The organism is Micromonospora sp. NPDC050417, assembly GCF_044458865.1.
Taxonomy (GTDB): domain Bacteria; phylum Actinomycetota; class Actinomycetes; order Mycobacteriales; family Micromonosporaceae; genus Micromonospora_G.
Genome location: NZ_JBITIH010000023.1, coordinates 70,440 through 94,266, shown reverse-complemented (window position 1 = coordinate 94,266; position 23,827 = coordinate 70,440). Strand labels below are relative to the sequence as shown.

Here is a 23,827-nt window from a genome sequence, read left to right as displayed (position 1 = left end):
CGGTCCGGCCGTACCGGACGACCGCGTTACCTCCGTACGCCCTTCGCGGTCCGGCTGGACTCGCGGTGCGTACGCCCTCCGGGTCGACCCTGCTCCGGTCGCGGGGCGCAACCGCGACCGGACCCTCGCTGGTCGATCCGGAAAGCCGCTCGGGTGGGGGTGTTGGCACGCACCCCCACGGTTCGGATGGTGGAAACCGTGGGACGGACCTACCGGTGCGCCGGGCGGCGCGGCCGGTCGGTGCCGCGGTGTTGCCGGGTCAGGCGGCGACCGTGACGAGCGTGGGCTCGACCTCGGTCCACGACGATCCCAGCTCCGCCGAGCGCACCACCGCGTCCAGCACGAGCTGGACCTGGAGGGCGTCGGCGAACGACGGGGTGGGGTCGGTCCCGGTGGCGATCGCCTCCAGGAAGTCACGCATCTCGTGGGTGAACGAGTGTTCGTAGCCGATGATGTGTCCCGGCGGCCACCACGCGGACATGTACGGGTGGTCGCCTTCGGTGACCAGGATGCGGTTGAAGCCCTGTCCGGCCGCAGGGCCGGTGGCCTCGTAGAACTCCAGCTCGTTGAGGCGTTCGAGGTCGAACACCACCGAGCCGAGCGATCCGTTGATCTCGACCCGCAGCGCGTTCTTGCGCCCGGTCGCGAAGCGGCTCGCCTCGTACGTGGCGATGGCGCCGCCGTCGAGCCGCGCCACGAAGACGGCGGCGTCGTCGACGGTGACCTCACCGGTGGCGACTGCTTCGACCGAGCCGTTGCCGGTGGAGGCGGCGAGCCCGCTGGACTCCGCCGACAACGGGCGCTCCTTGATGAACGTCTCGGTGATGGCGCTGACCCCGGTGATCCGTTGTCCGGTCACGTACTGGGTCAGATCGATGATGTGCGCACCGATGTCGCCGAGCGCACCGGAACCCGCCCTGTCCCGCTGCAACCGCCAGACCAGCGGGAACTGCGGGTCGACGATCCAGTCCTGGAGGTAGACCGCACGCACGTGCCGGATCACGCCGAGCCGGCCGGATTCGACCAGCTTGCGCATGAGGGTGACCGCGGGGACCCGGCGGTAGTTGAACCCGCACATGGACCGCACTCCGACCGCCTGTGCCTTGGCCGCCGCGGCGACCATGGCCCGAGCCTCCTCGACGGAGTTGGCCAGCGGCTTTTCGCACAGCACGTGCTTGCCCGCCGCCAACGCCGCGATGGTGATCTCGGCGTGGCTGTCGCCCGGGGTGCAGACGTCGACCACGTCGATGTCGTCCCGGTTGATCAGGTCACGCCAGTCGGTGGTGTGCCCGTCCCAGCCGAGCCGGTTGGCGGCCGTGGCCACCTTCGACTCGTCCCGGCCGCAGATCAGGGCCATCCGGGCTCGTGTCGGCAGGTCGAACACGCGGTTCACGGTGCGCCACGCCTGTGAGTGCGCGGCTCCCATGAACGCGTAGCCGACCATGCCGACCCGCAGCTCGCTTTCTACAGTGGACAAGGTGGGCCTCCCCTTAGATCAGAACCCGAGCTTGGTGTAGGTGCTCGCGTTCTCCTTGGTGATGGTCTCCGAAGTGAGAGTGATCTCCTTCGGGACCTGCAGCTCGACCAGGTCGGACATGCCCTTGCCCTGACCGATCAGGCGAGCCAGCGTGATCGCCGAGGATGCCATCGAGGGGCTGTAGGTGACGGTCGCCTTCAGCACGCTGTTGTCGGCCCCGATCGCGTCGATCGCGGCCTTGGACCCGGCCCCGCCGACCATGATGAACTCGCTGCGGTTGGCCTGGGTGATCGCGGCCAGCACACCGATGCCCTGGTCGTCGTCGTGGTTCCAGATCGCGTCGATCTTCGGCAGCGCCTGGAGCAACTGCGAGGCGGCCACCCGACCGGTGTCGGCGGTGAACTCCGCCGGGATCCGCCGCGCCACGCTGAAGCCGAAGGTGGCGAGTTCGGCCTTGAAGCCGGCCGAGCGCTCCTGGGTCAGCTCCAGCGAGTCGATCCCCGGGATCTCACCGATGATCGGGTTGGCGATGTTCTTGGCCTTCATCTGCTCGCCGATGTACTTGCCGGCGGAGACGCCCATGCCGTAGTTGTCGCCCTTGATCTGGAGCCGGTAGGCGAGCGCGTCCGGGAACGCGCGGTCCAGGTTGACCACCGGGATGCCGGCCTTCATGGCCTCCAGGCCGAACGCGTTGAGCTCCTTGCCGTCGTGCGGGAGCAGGACGATGACGTCCGGCTTCTGCGCGATCAGCGTACGGAGCGCGGCGAGCTGGGCGGGTGCGTCGGCGCCGGCCTCGACCGTCTTGAAGGTGACGTCCGAGTAGAGCCCGGCCTGCGCCTTGGCGTTGGTGGTGATGGCGGCCAGCCAGCCGTGGTCGGCGGCCGGGGCGGAGAAGCCGATGGTGACCGGCTTGCCCGGTGCGGCGGCGGACGCGTCGGCGACCTTGGTCTGGCCCTCCGGCGCGGAAGCTTCGTTACTGGTGCAGGCGGTGAGCAGGGCACCGGCGCCGAGCGCGGCCCCGCCGAACATCAGCCGGCGGCGCGACAGGTCGCGCGCTTGCTGGGTCATAACGACCTCCTGTTTTCTTTGAAGGGTGGGGTGTGCGGATATGTTGGGTCCGGCGAGCGCCTGACTGCGACGTCACCTGGAGGGTTGCGGTGCCTCAGGTCGTGGTGACCTTGTTCCGCGCGAAGAACTGGGTGACCGACTTGAACCGGAACTGCTGGATCAGTACGGCGGCGACGATGATGCCGCCCTTGACCATGTTCTGGATCTCGACCGGAAGGCCGTTGATCGCGAACAGGTTGGTGATCGTGGCGAAGATGATGACGCCGAGCACGGAGCCGACGATGGTGCCCCGGCCGCCGCTGAGCAGCGTCCCGCCGATGATCGCGGCGGCGATCGCGTCGAGTTCGTAGAGGTTGCCCATGGCCGCCTGGGCGGAGTTCGCCTGGGCGGTCAGCATGATCGCGGCGATCCCGCAGCAGAGCCCGGAGAGCGCGTAGAGCAGCAGGCTGTGCCACTTGACGTTGATGCCGGCGAGCCGGGCCGCCTCGGGGTTGCCGCCGACGGCGACCGTACGGCGACCGAAGGTGGTGCGGTTGAGCAGCACCCAGCCGACGATCACCACCCCGGCGAAGATGTAGACCAGGATCGGGATACCGAGGAACTTGTTCGCGGCGATCCCGTTGATGAAGGTGTTGGCCGAGACCTGGGTCTGCTTGTTGGAGATCTGGGCGGCGAGGCCCCGGGCGGCGACCAGCATGGCCAGGGTGGCGATGAACGGCACCAACCGGCCGTACGAGATCAACACCCCGTTCACCAGGCCGACGATCGTACCGACGATGATCGCGGTGAAGATCATGCCGACGGCGCCGTAGCTCTGGGTGGCGACGGTGGTGGCCCAGACCCCGGCCAGCGCCACGATCGCGCCCGCCGACAGGTCGATGCCGCCACCGATGATCACGAAGGTCATGCCGACGGTGACCACACCCACCACGGAGGCGAGTTGGAGGATCGACAGGACGTTGCTCCACACCCAGGAGGAGTCGCCGTAGAGGTCGGGCTGGGTGACCGCGCCGATGATGATCAGCAGCGCCAGTACGCCCAGCAGACCGAGGTTGCGGGTGATGGACTCGCCCAGGTCGCCACGCCATCTGCCGCCCTTGGCCGGGGGCGTGGCGCCGCCGTGCTGCGGGGTCTCGGCCACCGCGGTCGCGGTCGCGTCACTCATGCTGGCGCACCTTCCATCAGCGACCCCGACATGACGAGGTCGAGCACCGTGTCTTCGTCAAGTTCGCCAGCCGGCGCCTCGCGCACCACCCGTCCTTCCCGCATGACCAGCACGCGGTCGGCCAGGCCGAGCACCTCGGGCACCTCGCTGGAGACCAGCAGCACGCCGACACCACGGGCGGCAAGGCTGCGGATCACCTGGTAGAGCTCGGCGCGGGCGCCGACGTCGACGCCCCGGGTCGGCTCGTCGAGCAGCAGCAGCCGGGTGTCGCCGAGCAGCCAGCGACCGACCACCACCTTCTGCTGGTTGCCGCCGGAAAGGGTGCGTACGGCCCGTCGTACGTCGCGCGGACGCAGCTCCAGCGCCTCGGCGATGCCCTCCGCCTCGGCCAGTTCCTTGCCGGCGTCGGTGAAGCCGAGCCGGGCGTAGCGGCTGAACGTGGCCAGGGTGACGTTGCGGTAGATCGGTTCGCCGAGCAGCAGCGCCTGGCTCTTGCGCTCCTCCGGTGCCATTCCCATGCCGGCCCGTACGGCCGCGCCGACGCTGCCCGGACGCAGGGCGCGCCCGTTCATGGTGACCGTCCCGGTCTGGGGCCGCCGCGCGCCGTAGATGCATTCGAGCAGTTCGGAGCGGCCGGAGCCGACCAGTCCGGCGATGCCCACGATCTCGCCCGGTCGGACGCTGAGCGAGATGTCGACGAACTCGCCCTCCCGGCCCAGCCCCTCGACGCGGAGCAGTTCGGTGGTCTCGGCTTCGGTTTCGGCGGGCCGCTCGGGGAAGACGTACTCGATGTTCCGGCCGGTCATCCGGCTGACCAGGTCCTTGGTGGGGGTGGTCTGGGCGGGCAGGTTCGCCGCGGTGGTCCGGCCGTCCTTGAGGACGGTGACCCGGTCACCGATCTCGCGGATCTCGTCCATCCGGTGCGAGATGTAGATGACCGCGATGCCCTGCGCGGTCAGTTCCCGGATGATCCGGAACAGGTTGCCGACCTCGTCGTGGGCGAGCACCGCACTCGGCTCGTCCATGATGATCAGCCGGGCGTCGTGGGAGAGCGCGCGGGCCATGCTGACGATCTGCTTGCCGGCGGCCGGCAGCGACCGGACCATCCGGCTCGACGGGATCTCGCCGTGGCCGAGCCGACCGAGGATGCCGTTCGCCTGGCGTTCCATCCTGCCCCGACGGACGAAGCCGAGCCGGCGGGGCTCGTGGCCGAGGAAGGCGTTCTCGGCCACCGACAGGTCCTCGACCAGGTCGAGTTCCTGGTAGATGGTGGCGATGCCGGCCTTCATCGCGGCCTGCGGGTTGGCGAAACTGACCGGCTCTCCCAGCCACTCGACCTGGCCCGAGTCGGGCTGGTGCGCACCGGAGAGAACCTTGATCAGAGTGGACTTGCCGGCGCCGTTCTGCCCGAGCAGGCAGTGCACCTCGCCGGCGCGGACTTCGAGCTGCACCCCGTCGAGGGCACGTACGCCGGGGAAGGTCTTCACCACGTCGGTGAGGCGCAGGACGATCTCGGCCTGCTTGCCCGCGCTATCTGGTTGTTCGGTAATGGCTTGCTCGCTCACAATGCCTCCCCGAAGGCGACGTCGCTGGCGAGTACCGCGGCGCCGGTGACCCCCGCGCGGGGGCCGAGTTCGGAAAGCACCACCGGCAGATTGCCGGTGGCCAGCGGCAGCGACCGCCGGTAGACCACGCTGCGTATTTCCGCGAGCAGGATGTGACCCAACTGGGCCAGCCCCCCTCCGATGACAATCATCGATGGATTGGCGAAGCTGACCAGGCCGGCGAGAACTCCGCCCACCCGCCGCCCGCCGTCACGAATGAGTCGGATGCAGGTCACGTCACCCTCGACAGCGCCCTCGGCGACATCCAGGGCGGTGACCGCACCGCTCGCCGCGAGCCGCTCGGCCAGCACCGGTGATGCGCCACTGCGAGCCGCGACCGTGGCGTCCTTGGCCATGGCGGCACCGCTGAACAGCGCCTCCAGACAGCCGACGTTGCCACATGAACACATGGGTCCGTGGGAGTCGACCTGGATGTGGCCGATGTCGCCGGCACAGCCGTCGGTGCCCCGGTAGACCTCACCGGCCAGGTAGATCCCGCACCCGATACCGGTGCCGATTTTGACAAAGAGGAAGTCGTCCACGGAGTGCGCGACGCCGCCGTGCCGCTCCCCGATCGCCATTATGTTGACGTCGTTGTCCACCACCGCCGGGCACTTGTGCTCACGGGTGAGCAGTTCGCGCACCGGGAAGCGGTCCCAACCCGGCATGATCGGCGGCGACACCGGAACCCCGTCCCGGAAGCTCACCGGGCCGGGTACGCCGATGCCGACGGCGTCGAGCCGCTCGTACGCGCCTTCGACCTTGGCCTTCTGCAGCAGCTCGTTGACCCGTTGCAGGATGACCTTCGGGCCGGACCGGATGTCACTGGCCTCGGCGTACGCGATGACGGGTTCGAGCCGCCCGTTGACGACCTCGACGTCGATCGAACTGGCGCCCAGGTCCACCGCGGCGAACCGCAGCCCGGGGTTGAGTTCGACCAGTGTGGAGCGTCGGCCACCGCGCGAGGCGGCGAGTCCCGCCTCGGCGACGTAGCCGGCGTTCACCAACCGATCCAGCTCGGCGAGCAGACGCGGGCGGGGCATTTCCAACCGGTCGGCGAGTTCGGCGCGGGAGACGGCTCCCTGATCTCGGAGCAGTCGCAGCAACCGGAGGTGGAGTGGTTCCGCCGTACGCACGTGGACTCACCTCCCGGTCGGGTCTGTTCACATCGACGCAACGCCGAGGTGTTGTGCCCGACACAGTAGGAGCCTTCCCGCGCGGCTGTCTAGAGCTTCAGGAGATCTGGAACTAACTTTTGTCTTCCTGAGCAAAAGCAGCGTGCCGATCAAGAAAACTCAATCGTTCGGTGGACGCGGCGCCCTGCGCAGTGTGCGATCGTCCCGGAGCTCCAGGTACGGCTCTCGATCCGGTGGGTAGCCGGCCGCGATCGCCCGTCCCCGCTCAAGTTCGGCGTTCAACTCCGCTCCAATGAGGATCGCCACGTTGGTCAGCCAGAGCCAGACCAGGAAGATGATCACGGCGGCGAGGGTGCCGTACGTCTTGTTGTACGAGCCGAAGTTGACCACGTACAGGGCGAGCCCACCGGAGGCGAGCAGCCAGACCGCCACAGCCAGCACCCCGCCCGGGGTGATCCAACGGAAGCCGCCCTGCCGGGCATTGGGCGAGGCCCAGTAGAGGATCGCGAACATCAGGCTGACCAGCAGCAGCAACACCGGCCACTTGGCGATGTCCCAGACCGTCACCGCGACCGAACCGATCCCCAGTACGTCACCGGCCGCCTCGGCCAGCCGTCCGGTGAAGACCACGATCAGGGCGCTGGCCAGCAGCATCACCCCGATGACGGCGGTCACCGCGAGCCGGATCGGCAGTGTCTTCCAGATCGGCCGTCCCTCGGGCACGTCGTAGATCGCGTTCGAGGCGCGCATGAACGCGCCGATGTAACCGGAGGCGGACCAGAACGCGGCGAGCAGACCCAGGATCGCGGCGAGGCTGGCCGTACCGGAGTTCTCGCGTACCTGGGTGATCGCGGTGTCGAGGATCTGCTGGATGTCCTCCTGGGTCACCACGTCCCGGATGGTTCCCTGGACGTCGTCGGTGGTCCGCTTGCCGAGCAGCCCGAGCAGCGACACCAGCACCAGCAGGCCGGGGAAGATCGAGAGCACGCTGTAGTAGGTCAGCGCCGCCGCCAGGTCGGTCAGGTTGTCCTTCTGGAACTCGGAGACGGTCCGGCGCAGCGCCGCCCACCAGGAGGTGCCGGACAACCGGGCCGGGCTCGTCGGCCCCTCGTCCGGCGCCGGCGGCCCGTCGACGCCCTCACCCTCCGGTCCACGCTCACGTTCGGCTCCACGTTCGCGCTCACGTGCGGGCTCGTGGGAGGGGCCGGAAGTGCCGGAGGGCTGGTCCGAGGCCATCGCGGGCTCTCCTGTCTGCGTGACGTGGTCACCACGTGGTGCCCAACCGGCAGCCGGGATAATCCAGCGGTCAGGTCACTTGTACAACATCCGGCCCATCCGACGGGACGCGACGAACAGACCGAGTCCGGTGGCGGCGAGCAGGTAACCGATGTCGACCAGCCGGATCCAACCGCCGGTGCCGGTGCTGATGCCCCGGATCAGGTCGACCGCCCGGTAGAGCGGCGTCACCTCCACCAGCCAACGCAACACCGACGGGTAACGCTCCGCCGGCACGAAGGTGCCGGAGAAGAGGAAGAGAGCGAACTGCGCCGAGCCCATCAGGTCGAAGTCCTGCCAGCTACGCATGAAAGTGGAAAGTGCCATGCCGAGTGCGCCGAACGCGAAGCCGACCAGCACCGCGGCCGGGAAGGCGGCGAGCGCCCGGAGCGGGGTGGTCAGCTCCATCGCGACCATGATGGCGAGGAAGGCGGCCGAGTAGAGGGTGCCGCGCATCATCGCCCAGCCGAGCTCGCCGAGGGCGATCTCGAACGGCCGTACGGGGGTCGCGAGGATCCCGTCGTACAGCTTCATGTACTTCATCTTCCCGAAGAAGTTGAAGGTCGTTTCCGAGAGCGCACCGCTCATCGCCGACGAGGCGAGCATCGCCGGGGCGACGAAGGCCGCGTACGTCACCACCTCTCCCCCGGGCAGGGTGAGGTCGCCGATCAGGGCGCCCACCCCGACCCCGATCGAGAGCAGGTAGAGCAGGGGCTCGAAGAAGCCGGAGACCAGCACCACCCAGTAGGCGGACTTGAGCGCGGCGACGTTCCGTTCGGCCACCGAGACCGAGCGGCGTGCGCCCTCGAAACTGACCAACCGGGGCAGGACGAGGCTGACCACGGGTTCCCCTTTCTAGAGCACGAGCCGGCGGCGGAAGGCGGCGCGGGCGAGCAGCCAGCCGCCGACCGTCCAGGCACCCAGGTAGAGCAGGTGACCGGGGACCGACCACTGCGGCGCGACACCGAGCGTGGCCGCCCGGCAGAGGTCGACCCCGTGCCAGAGCGGGGAGACGTACGCCGCCCAGCGCAGCCCCATCGGGAGCGACTCGACCGGGAAGAAGACCCCGGCGAAGAGCGTCATCGGGATGACCGCGAAGCGGAACAGGATCGCCAGGTAGCTGTCGGTGCGTACCGAGGCGGAGTAGGCGAAGACCGGGGTTGCCACGGCCAGTCCGATCAGCACCACCAGCGGCAGGATGGCCAGCGCCCACACCGAGTGCAGGGCACCGAAGAGCGCCGCGACCAGGAGGAACGCGGCGCTGCTGCTGAGCACCCGGACGGCGACGAAGGCCAGGTGGCCACCGAGGATGTCGACCACCCGCAGCGGCGCGGCGGCCTGCGCGAGGTAGGTCCGGGTCCAGTTGAAGTTGCCGAGCACCGGCCAGGTCGATTCGCCGACCGCGACCTGGAGTGCGGTGGAGGCGATCAGGCCGGGCACGAGGAAGTCGAGGTAGTCGACCCCGCCGACGCCCTGGGTGACGTACGCGCCGACGCCGAGCCCGAAGCCGACCATGGTCAGCAGCGGCAGCACGAACGACGACACCGCGCTGGACCGCCAGGTCCGCCGGTAGTCGACCAGGTGATATTCGAGTACGGACAGGGTCGGCGCCAGCCCGCGCGGCGCGTGCCCGGGGGTGCGGGTCGGAATCGATCCGTCGACGGCCACCATCAGCGCACCCGGTTCCGGTCGGCCGTCACGTCACACCGCTTCACGTCAGCCCTCCGTACAGCTCCGCGGCACGACCTCTGGTGTCGTGCCGCGGGTACTGTACGGCGACCCGGCGACGTTTTCGCCAGATTATTCCGCTGGCGAAGCCTCCGGCACGCCGGTGTAGAAGCCGGTCGTACGCTCGGCGGCGGCCTGCGCCTGCTCCGGGTCGGTGCCCGCCTCGACGCTCGCGTCCCGCCAGCGCTCACTGCTGAGGGTGATGAACCTCCGGCCCTCGGGCGAACTGGACCACGCCTCGACCTCGGCCCGGTCGACCGGCTCGCCACCGCTGGCGAGGTGCATGCCGAGACCCAGCAGTCCGAGGTCCCAGCCGACACCGGTCGCGCCGGGCCCGAACTGGTCCCAGAACTCCTCGCTGACGTGGGCGACGTGCTCCAGTTCGAACCGGGTGCCGCCGGTCGGCTCGCTGTCGAGGCGGACCTCGATCCAGCTCACCTGGTCCCCGTACTCCCAGGTCGCGGCGTAGCTCTTGGGCGGGTCGCAGCGTTCGACCGTGCCGCCGGCGTTGCCTTCGAGCTGGTACCGGCCACCGATCCGCAGGTCGCCGGAGACCGGCAGGAACCACCGGGCGATCCGGTCGGCGTTGGTGACGGCTTCCCACAGGTCGTCGAGCGTGGTGTCGTAGACCCGGCTGATGGTCTGCACCCGGGCCTCACCCGCCTCAAGTACGCGGGAGCCCATCTGCCGGCGTACGGCATTGATCTCGTGGTTGGCGTCGATCATCAATTTCTCCTCGGGTGTGTCTACTCGTCCTGGCCGCGCAGGCGGCGTTCGCGCTTGCCCCGGGCCACCTCGGTCGCGAGCGCGTCGAGGTGCGGGGTCCAGAACCGCCGGAAGCGGGCGAGCCATACGTCCACGTCCCGCAGTGGCTCGGAGTTGACCGCGTAGAGGCGGCGGACGCCCTGCGGGCGTACGGTCGCGAAGCCGTTCTCGCGGAGCACCTTGAGGTGCTGCGACACGGCCGGCTGGCTGATCCCGAACTCGCGTTGGATCACCGTGGTGATCGCACCGGAGGTCAGCTCCCCGTCGGCGAGCAGTTCGAGGATCCGCCGCCGCACCGGGTCGCCGAGTACGTCGAACGCGTGCACGAGCAGCAAGCTATCAGCACACGCTTATATAAGTCAACGCTTGCCTTCGCCCCCGTCGAGCGTCAGCGGGTCCTCTCCGGGCGGCGCGGATATCCGACCCTCCCGGACCGCTCGTCGAATCAGGTAGATGTCGACGGCCACGGCTCCGAACAGCGCAACATTGCTGACCGCCGAAATGCCCATCGGATGGAGCAGCAGCAGCACCGGGCTCAGCAGCCCGAGAATCGCCAGACCGACCAACCCCGGCCACGGCAGACGGTGGAACACCGCCACGTGGTACAGGATTCGGGCGATCAGGAAAAGCGCGGCTCCACCGACGATGAGCATCACCCACGCGCTCTGGGGCTCACTGAGCGGCTCGGTGACGAGCACCTCGTTGCCGACCGCGGTGAGCAGGGTTCCCGCGATCACCATCGCGTGGCACAGCGCGACGGAAACCGCCAACCTCGGGCGGTTCTGATCGAGAATGCCGCCGATCCGGAGATCACCGGGAATCAGATAACCGCGCCAGAGCAGCACCACGTTGAGGAACGCCAGCCCGAAGGCGAGCGTACGCAGCGGAGTGATGCCCGCAGCGGCGTAGGCGAGACCGCTGACCAGGATCACCTCACCCAGGGCGATGATGAACACCTGCTGGTACCGCTCCGAGAGATGCTCGCCGACATTGCGGAGGTTCTCGTCCGGCACCCGGCCGAGCCCCGGCGTCGGCCAGCCGAGCCAGGCGATTCCGTAGTCGATGGCCAGTGCGACCAGCCACAGCACCACCCGCTCGGTCTCCGGCCGGAAAGCACCGACCATCCAGGGCACCCCGGAGATCACAAACCAGATCAGGACCAGCAACGACCGGCGTTGCAGCGGATGCCCGCGCAACAGCGAAAACAACAACACACCCCGACCGAGGTGTACGAGGACGTACGCTCCGGCAAAGATGAATCCGTGCGCCCCGAACGCGCCCGGTACCGCAGCCACCATCACCAGGCCGACGAACATGATGCAGAGAACGAGTCCCTGGATGATCGGCTCGTTGGGGTTGTACCAGTCGGTCGCCCAGGCGGTCGCGATCCAGATCCAGTAGGCGCCCGCGAACAGGATCAACGTCTCAAGGGTGTTGCCCCAGGTCAGATCGTCGAAGAGCCGCCTTGACAGCAGGGTCAGCCCGAGAATGAAGGCCAGGTCGAAGAAGAGTTCGAGGGCTGACGCCTGGCGCGGGTGCTCGCGCTTACGCAGCAGCCTCGCCGCCCGGTCACTCGCCACGAATTCGTCCGCCTCACCCGGTCCGTCGCACTATTCGTATCACGGGGTCGGGATCCGGCAGGGCGATACGACGGGAACGGAAGTGATCCGATGAGGCACGCCGACGACGCGGCGAACGGGACAGGCTATTGAATGATCACCTTGTCGACGTCGACCCCAGGCTCGGCATCGCTGTAGAGCATGATCTCGACCGCCCCCGCGGGCAGGGCGATCTGGAATGTCATCAGGGCGGGCGTCTCCCAGCCACTACCGCTTACCTGCCGAGCCTGGGGAGGGCCTCCGTTCACACTGACCTTCAGCGTCCTGGGAGGACCATCGCTCTCATAAACGACACCCATGGTTCTCACACCAGCGGCGGGCACCTGGGCGTGCATGACGAGGTAATTGCCCAGGCCGACGTAACGGACCCGATAACCACCGTCACACGTACCGCACTTCACCACCTGGGAACCAACAAGCTCGTTGCGTGAATCCTCCGCCTGGATGACGATTTGAGGAAATGGCTGAGGCGTAGGCGACGCCTGGACCGCGTCCGCCGCGACACCCGGGCGTGGGGTGGCGGCACCGGGTTCAGGCGTCGGCCGGACGGGCTCCGGCGAATTCGTCGCGCGCGATCGGGTCGGGGACGGGGTCAGGGTCGCGGTCGGGGTGGCGGAAACGGTACCGGAGGGAACCGAAGACCCCTCCTCGGCAATCGGCTCCATCAGCGGCGCCAGGCCCGTCAGGCCCGGCACAGCCAGTGGGCTCTCGTGCGACACCTGCCTCGACGGAAGGGAAGCCGCCCACAGAACCAGCCCTGTCGCGGCGACCACCCCGAGCACGGTCAGCACCATCATGAAATAGCCGAACCCGCTGAGACCTTCGCCGTCGCGCACCTTGTGAACTCCGCGGTAGGTCTTTTCGGCAGCCGCCCGCCGGATGGACTTTCCATAAAATCCACCCCGGCCAACCTTCGCCGCTCCGGGACGCAACGACCGCTCCGCATCCTCTAGATGCACTGCCCCTCCATCGCCAACAGACAACCCTGACCCGTGCGCCACCACCATGACGGGCGGCATGGGTGTCGGGTTCACGGCGATGCCCGAAATCCCTCCTCGACCTCAGTCGGGACGGCCAAAATGTCACGAGGGAGCGAAATGCGAGCAGGGCTTCCCTAAAGCCCCCAAACGCCCGATCATCAACCTCTCCCATACCCTCCGGGCCGCGACACCACAGAGTGGTTGATACGGCCCGACAGGAGCCCCACCAGGGCGCATGCTCAGTCGGCCCAATCCGCCCAAGGGCTCTCCGGGGCCAGGGTCGCGATCACGGCCCGCAACTCTGGCGGCTCCAGTCGATCCGAAAGTGAAGCCAATTCGGAAACGGCGATCCAGGCGTACGTATCAAGGTTCTGCTGTTCGTCGGGGAGCAGACCGGCCCGGGTCAATGCGGGTCGGTCCATGGCATAGCGGGCCACGAAGAACGGTTCCGGCCCGACGAACCGCTTGCCGTTCCAGCGGACGTCCCGCTCGACCGCCAACGACTGGTCGACGATGGCGGCCGGGTCAAGGCCGGTCTCCTCGACCAACTCTCGCCGGGCGGCCTCGATCGGCGTCTCCCCCGGATCGATACCGCCGCCGGGCGGTTCCCAGAGCAGTGCCCCGTCAAACGGGTCCCGCCAGTGCAGCAGCAACACCCGGTCGGACGCGTCGAGGCAGATCACCCGTACGGCTGGCCGGTAGGTCGTCTCCACGGTCCCCACGGTAGTTCACAGCGGAGGCCCACCCCACCCTCGTACGCACGTCCACGAGCGCCGAACATATGCACGATGTTCATTGCACGGCACTCGCAACGGCGGCGATCAACGCGTCACGACTCCGACCGCAACAAAGGAATGATTGCGCGTACTAACGCTCGCGAACAATATTCACACAGCAGTTTCTGTCCTTGATTACACATCAGAACAACTGGCTGCCGACACCTAATGGCATTTAGCCTGGAGGAGTAGATGGAAATGGACGAAGGAGAACATGTTTCGACTCCAGGTCCATGATTCGCGCCATTTACTCCATCCCCGCAGGCTGCCGCAGCCTGCCGAAACAAGGAGCAGCATCATGTCCGAATCCGCAGCCGTCGGGCGCCAATCCGACGAACAGCCCCCACTCACCGAAGCCGAGGTGGCCGAAGTGGGCACAGAACTCGTGCCGGCCACCGCTTTCGGCCTGCCACCCACCGCCCAGACCTTCTTCGCAGTGGTCAACGCCAATGGCACCCTCGCCCGAGGATTTGGCGTCATTTCGTCGACCCGACTGGGAACGGGCCAATACCAGGTCGCGTTCTCCCACGACGTCAGGGGTTCCGCCTACGTCGCGACGCTCGGGCTGTCCACCACGTCGGGAACGTCACCCAGCGGCGAGATCGCTGTGGTCGGTCGCTTTGGCCTGATCAACGGGGTCTTCGTACAGACCTTCGCGTCGACCGGCACTGCCTCTGACCGCGGCTTCCATATCGCCATTCATTCCTGACAGCTCATTCGGTGGTCCCCGTGGCGCTTTCGCCACGGGGACCATTGACGTGCTGGTCCGTTTGTCCGCGTGCCTCGTCCCGACGGGCAGGCAACTCTGCCAGGAAGCGTCGGAATGGTGGGTCGGACCGGAAACGAAATGTCGCTAGTCGCCGGGGGCGGGCGCTGGGTCCGCCCCCGGCAAGAACGTGTCAAGCGCGGAACTGGATGCTCACGGTGGCGGTGCTGCTCTGGCCGCCTTCGCTCAGTCGATAGGTGAATCTGTCGGTCGGGCCGTGGTTCGGGGTGGGCGTGTAACGGATGGTGCGGTCGGGCAGCACCACGGCGGTGCCGTAACGGGGTGCGGAGGCGACGGCGACGGTGGCCGCGGCGGTGGCGTGGTCGTTGTCCCGTACCCGGATGACGACCGGAGTCGTGCCGCGCACCTCGGCCCGGTCGTCCATCGCACGGAAGGCGGAACCGAAGGTGCCGTCACCGCTGTTGTAGAAAATCGTGGCCTTGCCGTCCCGGTCAAGAGTACGGACGTCGATGAGCCCGTCTCCGTTGGAGTAGAGCACCGTGCAGGTCCAGGTCGCGATCCCGTCGAGGTCCTGCTGGAGCAGTTGGGTCTGACCATCGCCCTGCATCGCCGTGACCCCGCTCGCGGCGGCGCAGTCGTCGCCATAGGTGATCAGCATGTCCGTGCTGGCGTCGCGGTGCATGTCGCGGACGATGTAGCTGGTGGGGCCCAGAGAGCAGAACGATGGACCCGGGACCAGGTTGTTGTTGCCGGTGCCGACGTAGATGTGCATGCCGTCGCCCTGGTCGGTGTACTCGTAGATGTCGTCGCGGCCGTCGCCGTTGAAGTCGCCCACGCCCATGAACGACGGCTGGTCCTGGCCTTGCAGCTTGCGGTTCAGTTTGAACTGGTCCAGTACGAGCAGGGTGTAGTCGATACTCGGCGGTGGCCCGGCGAACCAGGCTGCGGCGATCTCGTCGGCCGGATCCGCGTCGAGGTTCGCCGCGGCGCCGACGTCAGGGCAGTTGGGTGGGCTGCCCACTCTCAGGTAGCTGTACGTGGTAGGCGAGGCGTAGCCGCCGGCGGCGCGGCCGAGTTGGACCCGCAGCCCGCAGTGGGCCGGCGGCAATGGCACGAGTGTGGCCCGGTCGTTGATGCCGTCGCCGTTGACGTCACCCACCATGGTCTCGCCCTGGGAGCCGGCGTATACCGGACCGGGGGCGATGAACATGACCAGGATGCTGACAACGGTCATCGTGAGGAGCTTTCTGCCATGCATGGAATCCCTCCAGGGTTCCGGTACGGCCTCAGCAGGGCCGCGTAGTCGAGTGGGAACGACCAGAGCGGCGTTCCCGAGGGCCGGTGCACGACTTCGGATACGGGGATGCGGCTCATGCTGCCCAGGAGGCTGGCTGGTCGTACCCGTCGAAGTCCGCTGATTGAATGCCGGCCGGCTGCTCGACCAACTGGAGGAGGGTCCTGGTTTCGTGGAGGACCACACGTCATCGTGAATTGCTCTCGCCCGCGGCACGCTGCGCGGGACTGTTGCGAGAACCGGGCGAACCCGGCGGATCCCTCTTCACGGGTGGAGGACGCCGGTGCGGTGCTGGAGCCTGTCTCAGCTCTCCGCCACCGGGCTGTCGGTCGACGCTACGGTCATCCGGCCGCCCCGTCTGCCGGTATGGGGAGCTGACGGGATGCGGCTGACCGTTGGCACCGAGCGAACTCGGTGTATTACCGCAATCGTACGACGCTTTTCCGGCCGCGACCGATCACCACTTGCCAGATCAAGGACATCAGGTATGCCTGGTCGTGGGGACGACTCGGCCGTCAGCGCCGTCAGGCGTACCGCCGGGCGGGGACTGTCGCTTCAGCCAGGGTGCTGCTCTGGTCTCGATGAGCTGCATCGCAACGACATGGAGTTTGGTGTTGGTGTTCTGGGACACCCGGAGCAGCAGATTGAATGCCGCTGCGGCGCTCAGTTGATATCGCTCCATGAGGAGCCCGCACGCCTGGCCGACCACCGCGCGGCGCTCCAGGCCGATCTGCATGTCACGGTGTTCTTTCGTCCGCACCAGGGCGACGGTCGCGTGCGTGGCGAGTACCAGTGCGCTCTGTCTGGCCCCGGTGTCGTAGGCGTGGCGGCAGGTGGCGTAGAGGTTGAGGGAACCGAGGGTGTGGCGGTCGGTGAACAGCCGAACGCTGAGGACGCTGAGAATGCCGAACTCTCGGACGGCGGGCGGCCCCCACGACAGCCACCGGTGGTCCCGACTCAGATCGTTGCACAGCACCTCGTCCCGGCCCGCCGAGGTGGTGAGGCAGGGTCCTTCGCCGAGTTCATACTGGAGTTCGTCGGCACGTCTGGCGGTCTCGATGCTCGCCGCCACGGTGGTGGGACGCCGCCGGTTCAGGATGGTGATGCTGCTTTCCTCGCACCCGGTGACCAGCAGCGGCGCCACCCTCAGGATGGTCTCCATGGCGAACTGCGGGTCTGGTCGAGTGAGCAGTTGACGGGCCATGGCAGTCAGGTGCGTGACCAGACGTTCATGGTTACCGCTGTCTGTGTTGCCCTGCTGCTCGGTCATCTGCTCGTCCGTCTGCTTGTTCGTGGTTCGAGCGTGGGTCGGTCCTGGCGAAGCATGGCCATTCGATCCGAGATTTGTGGTTGACCACCGTGGCCAGGCAGGGACCGGCCCGGTCGTTGTCACGACCGGTTGGTGACGCCGAGGTCCGGGCAGTGGGGGTTGGCTGTAGACGCTGGCCGGCTGCTTGACCAACTATGGGCCCTGGTGCCCGGCCGAGAAACCACGGGCGTACCGGGTGGTGGGCGGGTCCAGGCGAACCAGGTCGCGAGGTCAAGCGCCTGACGTCGCGGCCCTCGACCAGAGGAGAAGCATAACTCCGTGCCTTCGGGAGGAACACCCCGTACCCCTTGATCATGGACAAACAGCACTAACCCGGAGTTTTGGAGGCCGCTCGCCACGTCCAACCGGGACAGGCGCACCCTGCTGAATGTTCAGAAAGCGAAGGTTCCGTTCGATATGCGCAGTCACGGAACAGCGCGAGTGGACACACCCTCGTGGTCCGGAGCAGATTTGGATGACGGTGCCGGAAAGCCCGGGCTCTCCGGCACCGCCGGGTTGGGGCGGTTCAGCAGCGAGCCGTCCCAACCACCCCCACGAGCCGGCACCGTACGCAAGCCGCCGCGCGCCCCTCGACCGCCACCCCTCGTAGCCCGTATGCGAGTCGGGTAGCCGACCGCGCAGGTGGTCAATTAGCCGACTGACATTCGCCATTGCGCGGCGTAACCCTGGGATGAAACCACCCGGGTCGAGCAGCCTGCCCACTCAGTTCGACCGAGGGGAGGGGCCATGCTCACACGACGAGCACGGTTCCTGACCACTGCGCTGGCGCTCGTTTCCGCAATCCTCGCGGCACCCGGTGCGGCAGTAGCCGTACTGCCGCCGTACTTCGTCGACCACGTGGCCTTCGCCGGCTTGACCCAGCCGACGAAGGTCGCCTTCGCCGCCGACGGCCGGGTCTTCGTGGCCGAAAAACGGGGTGTGATCAAGGTCTTCGACAACCTGGCCGACACCACGGCCACGACTTTTGCCGACCTACGGACCGTGGTCTACGACTACGAGGATCTCGGCCTGCTCGGGCTCGCGCTCGCACCCGGCTTTCCCGGCAACCCGTGGGTGTACGTCAGTTACACCCACGACGCACCGATCGGTGGCACCGCACCGGTCTACCGCGACACCTGCCCGGCTACCGACAGGTGTCTGACCAGCGGCCGAGTCTCCCGACTGAGGGCCTCGGGCAACGGGATGATCGGCACCGAGCAAGTCCTGGTCACCGACTGGTGTCAACAGAGCGACACGCACTCCATGGGCGACGTCGCCTTCGGGCCCGACGGTGCCCTGTACGTCGCCGGTGGTGAGGGTGCGAGTGGCAACCAGGTCGACTACGGGCAACTCGGCACACCCACCAACCCGTGCGGCGACCCGCCGTCCCCGGTAGGCGGCGTGATGACCCCGCCGACCGCCAGGGGTGGAGCACTGCGCGCACAGAGCCCACGTTCGGGTGGGCCGGCACGACTCTCCGGAACGCTGATCAGGATCAACCCGGCGACCGGTGCCGCCCTGCCGGACAATCCCCAGGCGGGCAGCCCGGACGCGAACACCCGTCGGATCATCGCGTACGGCCTGCGTAACCCGTTCCGGTTCGTTTTCCGGCCAGGCACCCGCGAGATCTGGCTGGGTGACGTCGGGTTCCGCGACTGGGAAGAGATCGACCGGCTGGTCCCCGTGGCCAGCGGGGCAGCACCCAACTACGGTTGGCCCTGCTACGAGGGGACGACCAGACAGCCGAGCTACGACGCGGCCAACCTCAACCTCTGCGAGACCCTCTACACCGCCGGCCCGGCCGCGACGGTCGCGCCGTTCTACACCTACCGACACGCCCTCCCGGTCGTACCGGGGGACGGATGCCGGACCACCAGCGGCGCGATCACGGGCCTCGCCTATCTGCCCGCGACCGCCGGCAACTACCCGGCCCGCTACAAGGGCGGCCTGTTCTTCACCGACCTGCTGCGGCAGTGTGTCTGGGCGATCAAGCCGGGCTCGGGCGGCGTACCCCACCCTCGTTACATCCAGCCTCTGGGCAGCACGATCGGCCTGCCGGTGGACTTGGCTGTCGGTCCCGACTGCAATCTCTACTACGTCAGCATCACCACCGGCTCGGTGCGGCGCTATGTCTACAAGACCGGCGGGACGGGAAGTTGCCCGCCGTGATGCTCGGCGGCGGCCACATCGGCCAGCACGGGCCATGCCGCCGCCGTCTGGACGGGCCGGTGGGGGCCAAAGACCGCGCCGGGGGTGGCCGGCCGCAGACGGCCACCCCCGGCGCCCATACCGTTGCCATCTTCTCCGCGAGGTCGGCCGCGCACCGGGCGGCCTGACCTCTCCGTTCGGGCCAGGGTGGCGTTCGTAATCCGCGCAACTCGCGGCCAACTGGTTCGCTATCTGTGCTGCAGATCGGCGGCCGTGCCGGCATCGTTACGGTGTGGAAGCGGATTCGCTCGCGAACCGGATGACCGCCTGGGCGCGCAGCCTGGCATCGGAGCCCGATCCGGCGGCACTGCTGGCCCACGTCGCCGCGATGACGCTCGCGGAGGTGCCCGGTGCACATGACGTCGGGGTGGCGGTCTTCGACAGTTCGGGGCTGTCCACCAAGGCGTCCGTCGGGGTGCTGGCACTTCGGATGGACACGGCGCAGCGCGCGGTGCACGAGGGGCCTTGTCTGGACGCCGCGACTCGAAAGTCCGTCCGTAGCGGCGATCTCACCTTCGACCCTCGCTGGCCCAGGCTCGCACCACACGCCGCCGAGGTGGGCGTACGTTCGGCGCTCGCGCTGAGTCTCTTCGTCACCAGTCGGCCGTTGGGCGTGCTGAGCATCTACGCCACGACCGCAGGCGCCTTCGGACAGATCGCCGAGGCGATTGGCAGTGTGCTGGCCGCGCACGCGGCCGTGGCGATTGCCGCGATGACGATTCAGGTGGAGTTGCGAACGGCGCTGGAGTCCCGGGACCTGATCGGGCAGGCCAAGGGGGTGTTGATGGAGCGGTGTGGGGTCAGCGCCGAGGAGGCGTTCCATTGGCTTACGGTCACCTCGCAGAGAAGCAACATCAAGCTCAGGGACGTTGCCCGGGAGCTGATGTCCTCTCGCGATTCCGTGCTGTGGACCGCTGCCGCGCCCGTCGAGCCACCGCAGTAGGCCGGGTTGTCCACAATACGCATATCCATCCACTTGATCTTCGCATTTCGGACAAGTGATGATACTGTCGGATCAGACGGATCAGCCGCTCGATCGACCGGAGACGGAGATCTGTCGGCCACGATTACGCGACCCACCATCAACGACATGCGTCCTTCGACGCGTGTCGACACGCGCTCGCGAAAGCGTTTCCATCATGACGATCCCCAGGCGCACTCCCGACCCGACTCTTCCGGCGCAGTCTGTTTTCGCCACCACCAAACCCGAGGAGGCGCACGCCTTCCTGTGCACTCAGTACATGGAGAACGCGGTGCGCTTCCGTGGAACACGTGAGGCGTTCAGGTTCCGCCACGCGCACCGCTCCGCAGGGCGGTTCTCCATCGCCACGGCCATCCACACGATGTCGGTCGAGTGCGTCGACGAACCACCCGAGCAACTTCTGTTCGGGCGGGTGCTGGCCGGTCGATTCGAGCGCGACATCAAGGGACACACGCTCAGGGCCGAACCAGGAGACGTCTTTCTCATGGCGAGGCCCGGCGAACCTCTCACGGTACGTTGGGACACGGTCCGCATCCAGGTTGTCCAGATCGACTACGCCACGCTCGCCGAGGTCCTCGGTGAGAATCCGGCCGGGCCGCTGACACAACTCATCGGCTACGCACCGGTTTGCCCGGCCGCTGCCCGGCTGTGGATGGACACCGTGGATTACCTCGCGACCAGTGTCCTTCCCAACCCCGAGGCCGCCCGCAGTCCACTCCTCCTGGCCAACGCGACCCGCTTCCTGGCCTCGGCCGCCCTGACCGCCTTTCCCAACGACTCCCTCGACCGGTGCACCCCAAAGGACCGCACCGACGCCACCCCGTTCGTCCTGCGTCGCGCCGTCGATTTCATCGACACACATCTCGCCTCTGACATCGCACTCCCGGACATCGCCGCCGCCGCACGGGCAACCGGCCGCGCGGTCCAGCGCGCCTTCCGACGACATCTCGACACCACTCCCACCGCCTATCTACGTGACGCCCGCCTCCACCACGCCCATCGCGACCTCAGCAACGCAGACCCCGCCAACGGCGACACGGTCACCGCCATCGCGGCCCGCTGGGGCTTCCTCCATCCCGGCCGGTTCGCCACCACCTACCGGCGTGTCTACGGAAGATCCCCGCACATCACCCTGCACCAGTGACGGAGGGAACCGATGCGCGTCAACAGCACCACCATGCCGCTCACGCGGACCGAGTTCGCCACCTCGGACCCGGACGCCGCGCACCACTACATCAGCAATGTCTACCTCGGCCATCGGGTCCAGCAGCGGGGCAGCACGGCAGGTTTCACCTTCACCACGACCCGGAACCTCGTCGGCGAGATGAGTGTCGATCACGTGCGACACTCGTCCGGCACATCCTGCGTGACCGAGTCACCGGATCGGCACATCTTCATTTTCCCCAACGCTGGATGCCTCGATGTGTCCACGGACCACGAGAACATACGTCTGTCCCGAGGGGATGTTGCTTGCTACCGCCTTGATTGGCCGCTGACGGTGAGCTGGGACATGCTGGACCTGTTTGTCCTGTCACTGCCGGTGGAGGTGCTCAACCGTGTCGCAGGTGAGCGCACCGGCTGCGGTCTCGCCGGCAGCCTGCGCTTCGAAGCGATGACACCGGTCTCTCCCGCGATGACGAGATACTGGCGGTCGACAGTCGGCTACGTACACCGCGAACTCGTCGCCCAGGGCTCGACCCTCTCCAACCCACTGATCCAGGCTTCGACGACGGACCTGGTCGCCATCGCGGCGCTGAGCACCTTTCCGAACACCACGATGACGCTCGAACCCGCACGGGATTCCGATCAGGTCGCGCCGACCGCGCTGAGGCGAGCTGTCGCGTACATCGGTGCCCACGCCGCCGAACCGATCACCCTGACCGACATCGCCACCGCTGCCAGGGTCGGCCCTCGGGCACTACAGCAGGCGTTCACCCGCCATTACGACACGACCCCGACCAACTACCTGCGGCGCATCAGGCTCGAACATGCGCACCGCCAACTACAGAGCGCCGATGCCACCCGGGGCGACACCGTGGCCTCCATCGCCCGCAGGTGGGGCTTCGCCCACCCCGGCCGATTCGCCGTCGCCTACCGCCGGCAGTTCGGCCGGACACCCCATCAGACCCTGCGCGGCTGAGCAGTGCCCAGACACGGCAACGCCCGCCCGGCCCCGGGGCGGAACGGGCGCTGCCTACCTCGGGGTGTCGTTCACCGGCGGACGGCGTCGGCGACAAACGCGCGCCAGGCGGTCGGGCCGAAGACGAGGGTGCCGCCGTCGCGGTTCTTGCTGTCCCGGACGAACACCCGACCGGGCAGGTTGTCCGCCACCTCGACACAGTCGCCGCCGCTTGAGTTGCTGCGGGTGGACTTGCGCCAGTGGGCTCCGGTCAGATCCATGGCCTCACGATCTCCTTGATCAGGTCGAGCGACTGCCGGCGTGGCAGGGCGTCGTTACGCACACTCTCCCACTTCGCTAGCAGGGTTTCCACGTCCTCGGTCCGGTCCGCCACGTCGCCACCGATCTGGTTGTCCAGGTGGCCGACCCAGCCGGCCTCGGTCGAATGGGCCAGGACGAGCGGGCCGTCCAACCCGACATACAGTCCGGCGCTGGCCGGGATGACGAGAACGCTGACGTGTTGGCGCTCGGCGCTGGCGATGAGGTGCAGCAGTTGGTCCGCCATCACCTTTTCGTAGCCGTCGGCGAAACGACGCAGGGCCGACTCGTCGATCACGGCGGTGAGCTGCGGCGGGTGCTCCCGGTCCAGGATGGCCTGCCGCTCCAACCGGGTGGCCACGAGCTTTTCCACCTCCTCCTCGGTGAGCCGGGCGTCGGTCCGGATGACCGCGCGGGCGTAGTCCTCGGTCTGGAGCAGCCCAGGGATCAGCGTCGGGTGGAAGCAGCGGAGTTGGGTGGCGTTGCGCTCGGCTTCCAGCCAGGGGCGGAACCAGGTCGGCTCGCCGTCCCGTTTCGCCAGTTCCAGCATGGCGACAAAGAGGCCGCCGGTGTCGAGGACATCGTCGGCGCGGGCCAGGTAGACCTCGTCCAGCGGGCGCTGCCCCAACTCCACCGTCGACACCTGCGAGCCGGAGTAGTGCATCCGCTTGCCGAAGTCCTCCTGGCTCATGCCGGCGGCGTTTCGCATCCGTCGCAACTGGGCGCGGATCAGTTCCGCCGTGGGTACGAGTTTGGTCGCCACACTTCCTCCACAATGTTGTGATCATCATTGTTGGTCCACCTGACGACAGGACCGTCTACGTCTGCTCTGCCGGTTGCGCCGCGAACCTCTTCGCAAACTAATGGGCTGGGGGCAAGCTGTCACTACGCGGAACCGTTCGGATTTATTCCATTTCCTCGTGCACCATGGGGGCCACGATGCAATTGCAGAATGACGAGCCGACCTCGGACAAGCCGGACATCTCCGTCGCGCCGCCGCGCGAACTGAGCCCCGACCCGCCACCGCTGACGGTGGTCGCCGTCGGCGTCTACGGCCAGCACATCTACGACCGGTGTCGTCGCACCATCAACCTCCCGGCATGAGCAGATGGGGTTCGGCTGACGTGTTTCGCGTACGGCCAGCACCAACTGCCACATGAAGCGGAAATGTTCCACATGGAATTTCATGTACGTCCTGGTGGCGGCGTCGCCATCATTTCCGAGGCATCGTCGTACGAAGGAAGAATGCGTGCGACAACGATGTTGCCCATCTCTCA

At 67.6% G+C, this 23,827-nt stretch carries 23 protein-coding genes; 6 read left to right on the top strand and 17 right to left on the bottom strand.

Going from position 1 to position 23,827, the window contains the following annotated elements:
- Positions 1-259: 259 nt before the first annotated feature.
- The 13 genes from ACIBF5_RS26465 to ACIBF5_RS26405 all read right to left on the bottom strand — a co-directional run bounded on the left by ACIBF5_RS26465 (position 260) and on the right by ACIBF5_RS26405 (position 13,530).
- On the bottom strand, positions 260-1,444 hold the full coding sequence (locus ACIBF5_RS26465) for a Gfo/Idh/MocA family protein (protein WP_396815604.1): 1,185 nt from the start codon (positions 1,442-1,444) through the stop codon (positions 260-262).
- Positions 1,445-1,495: 51 nt separating this feature from the next.
- Entirely contained in the window at positions 1,496-2,545 is a 1,050-nt protein-coding gene (locus ACIBF5_RS26460) for a substrate-binding domain-containing protein (RefSeq protein WP_396815575.1), read from the bottom strand.
- 94 nt (positions 2,546-2,639) lie between these two features.
- A complete protein-coding gene (locus ACIBF5_RS26455; protein ID WP_396815574.1) occupies positions 2,640-3,710 on the bottom strand; it encodes an ABC transporter permease in 1,071 nt (356 codons plus the stop codon).
- The gene (locus tag ACIBF5_RS26450) at positions 3,707-5,275 is read right to left on the bottom strand and encodes a sugar ABC transporter ATP-binding protein (protein ID WP_396815573.1); all 1,569 of its coding nucleotides are present in this window, start codon (positions 5,273-5,275) and stop codon (positions 3,707-3,709) included. Before ACIBF5_RS26450 ends, ACIBF5_RS26455 begins: the two co-directional genes overlap by 4 nt.
- On the bottom strand, positions 5,272-6,450 hold the full coding sequence (locus ACIBF5_RS26445) for an ROK family protein (RefSeq protein WP_396815572.1): 1,179 nt from the start codon (positions 6,448-6,450) through the stop codon (positions 5,272-5,274). Before ACIBF5_RS26445 ends, ACIBF5_RS26450 begins: the two co-directional genes overlap by 4 nt.
- Before the next feature lie 159 nt (positions 6,451-6,609).
- A complete protein-coding gene (locus ACIBF5_RS26440) occupies positions 6,610-7,686 on the bottom strand; it encodes a YihY/virulence factor BrkB family protein (RefSeq protein WP_396815571.1) in 1,077 nt (358 codons plus the stop codon).
- 75 nt (positions 7,687-7,761) lie between these two features.
- A complete protein-coding gene (locus ACIBF5_RS26435; protein ID WP_396815570.1) occupies positions 7,762-8,568 on the bottom strand; it encodes an ABC transporter permease in 807 nt (268 codons plus the stop codon).
- Between the two features lie 12 nt (positions 8,569-8,580).
- Entirely contained in the window at positions 8,581-9,396 is an 816-nt protein-coding gene (locus ACIBF5_RS26430; RefSeq protein ID WP_396815569.1) for an ABC transporter permease, read from the bottom strand.
- 129 nt (positions 9,397-9,525) lie between these two features.
- On the bottom strand, positions 9,526-10,179 hold the full coding sequence (locus ACIBF5_RS26425) for an SRPBCC domain-containing protein (protein WP_396815568.1): 654 nt from the start codon (positions 10,177-10,179) through the stop codon (positions 9,526-9,528).
- Positions 10,180-10,199: 20 nt separating this feature from the next.
- Positions 10,200-10,544, bottom strand: coding sequence for an ArsR/SmtB family transcription factor (locus ACIBF5_RS26420; protein ID WP_396815603.1), 345 nt, complete (start codon positions 10,542-10,544; stop codon positions 10,200-10,202).
- Positions 10,545-10,577: 33 nt separating this feature from the next.
- A complete protein-coding gene (locus ACIBF5_RS26415) occupies positions 10,578-11,798 on the bottom strand; it encodes a low temperature requirement protein A (RefSeq protein ID WP_396815567.1) in 1,221 nt (406 codons plus the stop codon).
- A 125-nt stretch (positions 11,799-11,923) separates the two neighbouring features.
- Entirely contained in the window at positions 11,924-12,796 is an 873-nt protein-coding gene (locus tag ACIBF5_RS26410; protein ID WP_396815566.1) for a hypothetical protein, read from the bottom strand.
- A 260-nt stretch (positions 12,797-13,056) separates the two neighbouring features.
- Complete coding sequence (locus ACIBF5_RS26405; protein ID WP_396815565.1) at positions 13,057-13,530, bottom strand: NUDIX hydrolase; 474 nt, start codon at positions 13,528-13,530, stop codon at positions 13,057-13,059.
- Between the two features lie 361 nt (positions 13,531-13,891).
- Here ACIBF5_RS26405 and ACIBF5_RS26400 point away from each other — a divergent pair, with 361 nt between their 5' ends.
- A complete protein-coding gene (locus ACIBF5_RS26400) occupies positions 13,892-14,302 on the top strand; it encodes a hypothetical protein (protein WP_396815564.1) in 411 nt (136 codons plus the stop codon).
- Positions 14,303-14,492: 190 nt separating this feature from the next.
- Here the strand turns inward: ACIBF5_RS26400 and ACIBF5_RS26395 are convergent, their stop codons facing one another.
- Together ACIBF5_RS26395 and ACIBF5_RS26390 are read right to left on the bottom strand one after the other, a co-directional pair.
- Positions 14,493-15,554, bottom strand: coding sequence for an Ig-like domain-containing protein (locus ACIBF5_RS26395; RefSeq protein ID WP_396815563.1), 1,062 nt, complete (start codon positions 15,552-15,554; stop codon positions 14,493-14,495).
- A 541-nt stretch (positions 15,555-16,095) separates the two neighbouring features.
- A complete protein-coding gene (locus ACIBF5_RS26390) occupies positions 16,096-16,884 on the bottom strand; it encodes a GAF and ANTAR domain-containing protein (protein WP_396815562.1) in 789 nt (262 codons plus the stop codon).
- A 786-nt stretch (positions 16,885-17,670) separates the two neighbouring features.
- On the opposite strand from ACIBF5_RS26390, the gene ACIBF5_RS26385 reads away from it, so the two are divergent.
- From ACIBF5_RS26385 to ACIBF5_RS26370, 4 genes are all read left to right on the top strand, one after another.
- Entirely contained in the window at positions 17,671-19,092 is a 1,422-nt protein-coding gene (locus ACIBF5_RS26385; protein WP_396815561.1) for a PQQ-dependent sugar dehydrogenase, read from the top strand.
- Between the two features lie 271 nt (positions 19,093-19,363).
- Positions 19,364-20,074, top strand: coding sequence for a GAF and ANTAR domain-containing protein (locus ACIBF5_RS26380; protein WP_396815560.1), 711 nt, complete (start codon positions 19,364-19,366; stop codon positions 20,072-20,074).
- Between the two features lie 196 nt (positions 20,075-20,270).
- Positions 20,271-21,257 carry an AraC family transcriptional regulator gene (locus ACIBF5_RS26375; protein ID WP_396815559.1) on the top strand — a complete coding sequence of 329 codons (987 nt, stop codon included), beginning with the start codon at positions 20,271-20,273 and terminating at the stop codon, positions 21,255-21,257.
- Between the two features lie 12 nt (positions 21,258-21,269).
- Positions 21,270-22,253 carry an AraC family transcriptional regulator gene (locus ACIBF5_RS26370; RefSeq protein WP_396815558.1) on the top strand — a complete coding sequence of 328 codons (984 nt, stop codon included), beginning with the start codon at positions 21,270-21,272 and terminating at the stop codon, positions 22,251-22,253.
- Between the two features lie 71 nt (positions 22,254-22,324).
- On the opposite strand, the gene ACIBF5_RS26365 is transcribed toward ACIBF5_RS26370, so the two are convergent.
- Together ACIBF5_RS26365 and ACIBF5_RS26360 are read right to left on the bottom strand one after the other, a co-directional pair.
- On the bottom strand, positions 22,325-22,513 hold the full coding sequence (locus tag ACIBF5_RS26365; RefSeq protein ID WP_396815557.1) for a DUF397 domain-containing protein: 189 nt from the start codon (positions 22,511-22,513) through the stop codon (positions 22,325-22,327).
- Entirely contained in the window at positions 22,504-23,259 is a 756-nt protein-coding gene (locus tag ACIBF5_RS26360) for a helix-turn-helix transcriptional regulator (RefSeq protein ID WP_396815602.1), read from the bottom strand. The genes ACIBF5_RS26365 and ACIBF5_RS26360 overlap by 10 nt, the downstream gene beginning before the upstream one ends.
- Positions 23,260-23,489: 230 nt before the next feature.
- Here ACIBF5_RS26360 and ACIBF5_RS26355 point away from each other — a divergent pair, with 230 nt between their 5' ends.
- Positions 23,490-23,654, top strand: coding sequence for a hypothetical protein (locus tag ACIBF5_RS26355; RefSeq protein ID WP_396815556.1), 165 nt, complete (start codon positions 23,490-23,492; stop codon positions 23,652-23,654).
- The last annotated feature ends 173 nt before the right edge of the window (positions 23,655-23,827 follow it).

Bases quoted from the DNA above. Each gene is read 5' to 3' on its own strand.
- ACIBF5_RS26465 (WP_396815604.1), bottom strand. From the start codon at position 1,444: ATGGTCGGCTACGCGTTCATGGGAGCCGCGCACTCACAGGCGTGGCGC.
- ACIBF5_RS26460 (WP_396815575.1), bottom strand. From the start codon at position 2,545: ATGACCCAGCAAGCGCGCGACCTGTCGCGCCGCCGGCTGATGTTCGGC.
- ACIBF5_RS26455 (WP_396815574.1), bottom strand. From the start codon at position 3,710: ATGAGTGACGCGACCGCGACCGCGGTGGCCGAGACCCCGCAGCACGGC.
- ACIBF5_RS26440 (WP_396815571.1), bottom strand. From the start codon at position 7,686: ATGGCCTCGGACCAGCCCTCCGGCACTTCCGGCCCCTCCCACGAGCCC.
- ACIBF5_RS26430 (WP_396815569.1), bottom strand. From the start codon at position 9,396: ATGGTGGCCGTCGACGGATCGATTCCGACCCGCACCCCCGGGCACGCG.
- ACIBF5_RS26425 (WP_396815568.1), bottom strand. From the start codon at position 10,179: ATGATCGACGCCAACCACGAGATCAATGCCGTACGCCGGCAGATGGGC.
- ACIBF5_RS26400 (WP_396815564.1), top strand. From the start codon at position 13,892: ATGTCCGAATCCGCAGCCGTCGGGCGCCAATCCGACGAACAGCCCCCA.
- ACIBF5_RS26395 (WP_396815563.1), bottom strand. From the start codon at position 15,554: ATGACCGTTGTCAGCATCCTGGTCATGTTCATCGCCCCCGGTCCGGTA.
- ACIBF5_RS26390 (WP_396815562.1), bottom strand. From the start codon at position 16,884: ATGACCGAGCAGCAGGGCAACACAGACAGCGGTAACCATGAACGTCTG.
- ACIBF5_RS26385 (WP_396815561.1), top strand. From the start codon at position 17,671: ATGCTCACACGACGAGCACGGTTCCTGACCACTGCGCTGGCGCTCGTT.
- ACIBF5_RS26375 (WP_396815559.1), top strand. From the start codon at position 20,271: ATGACGATCCCCAGGCGCACTCCCGACCCGACTCTTCCGGCGCAGTCT.
- ACIBF5_RS26370 (WP_396815558.1), top strand. From the start codon at position 21,270: ATGCGCGTCAACAGCACCACCATGCCGCTCACGCGGACCGAGTTCGCC.
- ACIBF5_RS26365 (WP_396815557.1), bottom strand. From the start codon at position 22,513: ATGGATCTGACCGGAGCCCACTGGCGCAAGTCCACCCGCAGCAACTCA.
- ACIBF5_RS26360 (WP_396815602.1), bottom strand. From the start codon at position 23,259: ATGCGAAACGCCGCCGGCATGAGCCAGGAGGACTTCGGCAAGCGGATG.
- ACIBF5_RS26355 (WP_396815556.1), top strand. From the start codon at position 23,490: ATGCAATTGCAGAATGACGAGCCGACCTCGGACAAGCCGGACATCTCC.